1 protein-coding gene and 1 pseudogene are annotated in these 2562 nt (G+C 70.4%); both read right to left on the bottom strand.

Annotation, left to right across the window (positions count from 1 at the left end; all coding sequences use genetic code 11):
- Positions 1-339, bottom strand: a pseudogene (locus FV222_RS22790) (ABC transporter permease); the annotation flags it as partial.
- 811 nt (positions 340-1150) lie between these two features.
- On the bottom strand, positions 1151-2263 hold the full coding sequence (locus FV222_RS22780; RefSeq protein WP_147815710.1) for a BMP family ABC transporter substrate-binding protein: 1113 nt from the start codon (positions 2261-2263) through the stop codon (positions 1151-1153).
- Between the last annotated feature and the right edge of the window lie 299 nt (positions 2264-2562).

Genomic DNA, 2562 nt, shown 5'->3' with positions numbered 1-2562 from the left:
GCCGAGCACGATCGCCCCCTCCCCGCCGATCACCACGAGCCCGAGGCGGGCGGGCAGCGCGACGCAGAGCGCGGCGAACAGCAGGGGCGCGGCGCGCTGCAGGCTGTTGCCGAGCGCGAAGGGCGAGCCGAAGCCGCCGCGATAGACGATGTCGACGAACTGGAGCGGCGACTTGCCGAGCGCCGCCAGGAACAGGCCGAACAGCACGAAGCCGGCGAGCGCCGCGCCGACCGGGATCAGGAACGCCTCAGAGCGCCGCGCCAGCCAAGCGCGGACCTGGAGGCCCCGGGAAGGGCCCTCGATCACCTCGACCGGTGCCACAGCGGCGTCCGCGACCATCCCGCACCGTCCTTCGGTTCCACGATCCCGCAAACCCTGCGGCAGGAAGCGTGCCAGCTTCTCCGACCCCTTCGGATCGAAGGCCGTCCGCTTCCTCTCACGCAGGGGCTACCCACCTCGCCGATTTCGTCACGGCATCGGATCACGCGCGGGTCCCCCCCTCTCCCCGCGGGCGGGAAGAGGCCCGGCTGCACCCCGTCGTGCAGCCGAGGAGCGAAAGGCGAAGCCGAAGCGGAGGTGAGGGGGGGCCGACGGAGGAGCCTCCTTCGGCTCGGCCCCCTCACCGTCGGCTGCCGCCTCGCTTTGCCGACGACAAGGTCGGCAAAGCCCTCTCCCCGCGCGCGGGGAGAGGGGATGCGCGCACGGCGAACCGCCAGACGGCGCGAGCGGGAGGACGACCTGAGGCTCTGGATCCCGGGCTCGCCTCCGGCGCCCCGGGATGACGGGGAGGATGTCGGCACCGGACACGCGACGTTTCTTCCCATCCCCACTGTGGACGACCGTCCTCACCGATTTCGACGCCATCGGATCACGCGCGGGTCCCCCCTCTCCCCGCGGGCGGGGAGAGGCCCGGCTGCACCCCGTCGTGCAGCCGGGGAGCGAGAGGCGAAGCCGAAGCGGAGGTGAGGGGGTGTCGACGGAGGAGCCTCCTTCGTTCGAGCCCCCTCACCGTCGGCTGCCGCCTCGCTTTTCCGACGACGAGGTCGGCAAAGCCCTCTCCCCGCGCGGGAAAGGGGATGCGCGCAAAGCGAACCGCCAGACGCGGCGAGGTGTGAATCGTGTCGCCTCCGCGGGCGCGGGAAACGATCCCTCAGACCGAGCCCTTCACGCCCGCGACGAGGTAGTTCGTGCTTTCCAGCTCGGGCGCCTTCTCGGGGTAGCCCTGGCCGGCGGCGAGGATCTCCTTGCCGGCATTGTCCTTGAGCGGGCCTTTGATGATCTGGTAGCCGCCCTTCATCATCTCGGCCTTGACCGCGTCCGCGTTCTTTCGCGCCGCATCGCTCACGCCGGGGCCGTAGGGGCTCATCTTGACGTAGCCGTCGGCGAGGCCGCCGCGGACGAAGTTCTCCGGCACCTTCCCGGCCTGCATCGCCTCGACGAAGCCCTTGTAGATCGGCAGCCAGTTCCACTCGGCCCCGGTGAGGTACTTCTGCGGCGCCAGCGGCGACTGGTCGACGTGGTAGCCGCAGACGAAGGCGCCCCGGCGCGCGGCGGTCTCCACCGTCACCTTCGGGCTGTCGACGTGGCAGGTGATGACGTCGGCGCCGCCGTCGATCAGCGCGTTGGTGGCCTCGGCCTCCTTGACCGCGAGCGACCACTCGCCGGTGAAGATCACCTGGCAGGTGATCGACGGGTCGACGCTCTGCGCGCCGAGCAGGAAGGCGTTGATGTTGTTCAGGACCTGCGGGATCGGCTTGGCGGCGACGAAGCCGACCTTCTTCGACTTGGTGGCGTGGCCGGCGGCGATCCCGTTGAGATACTGCCCTTGCGCGATGTAGCCGAAGTAGGAGCCGGCGTTCTTCGGGTCCTTGTCGGTCCACAGCCCGCCGCAATGGCGGAACTGGATTTTGGGGTTCTTCTTCGCCTCGGCGACCATGTAGGGGCTGTAATAGCCGAAGGAGGTCGGGAGCAGGAGGCTCGCCCCGTCGAGGGCGATCATGCTCTCCATGGTCTTCTCGACGGCGTTGGTCTCGGGGACGCGCTCCTCCTCCGTGACCTCGAGCCCGGGCATGCCCTTCAAGGCCTTGGCGGCGAGGGCGTGGGCCTGGTTGTAGCCGTAATCGTCCTTCGGCCCGACATAGATGAAGCCGGCGGTGAGCGTGCCGGCCGCGCGGGCCTTGGACAGCGGCGCCAGCGCGAGGGCGGCGGCGCCCCCGAGGAGATGCCTGCGCGAAAGCGAATGGTCTGCCGCGTGATCTGCCAAGGCCGCCTGCTCCGTCCCGATTGCGGGGCGAAGTCTAGGCTTGGCCGCAACACCGGCGAAGCCGAGATTTTCGGCATCGCCGCCGTCGCGGCGGCTGAGCGCGACCCGCGATCGGATCGGCCCCGTCGCTCAAAATCAGTCCTGCCGCTGCGACTCTTTTCGGCAAAGGTCGCGGCGGCGTCGGGGCCGACCTTAGCGGCCGCGATAGGCCCGCGCGTCGCGGGCGTCGCGCAGCGATCCGGTGACGAGGCCGTCGTCGGCGCCGTAGACGTCGCGCCCGTAGCCGCGCGGGGCGTGGC

It is taken from the genome of Methylobacterium sp. WL103, from assembly GCF_008039885.1.
In the GTDB taxonomy this organism is placed as follows: Bacteria; Pseudomonadota; Alphaproteobacteria; order Rhizobiales; family Beijerinckiaceae; genus Methylobacterium; species Methylobacterium cerastii.
The sequence above is the reverse complement of the archived record's forward strand: the minus strand, read 5'-3'. Positions and strand labels throughout refer to the sequence as shown.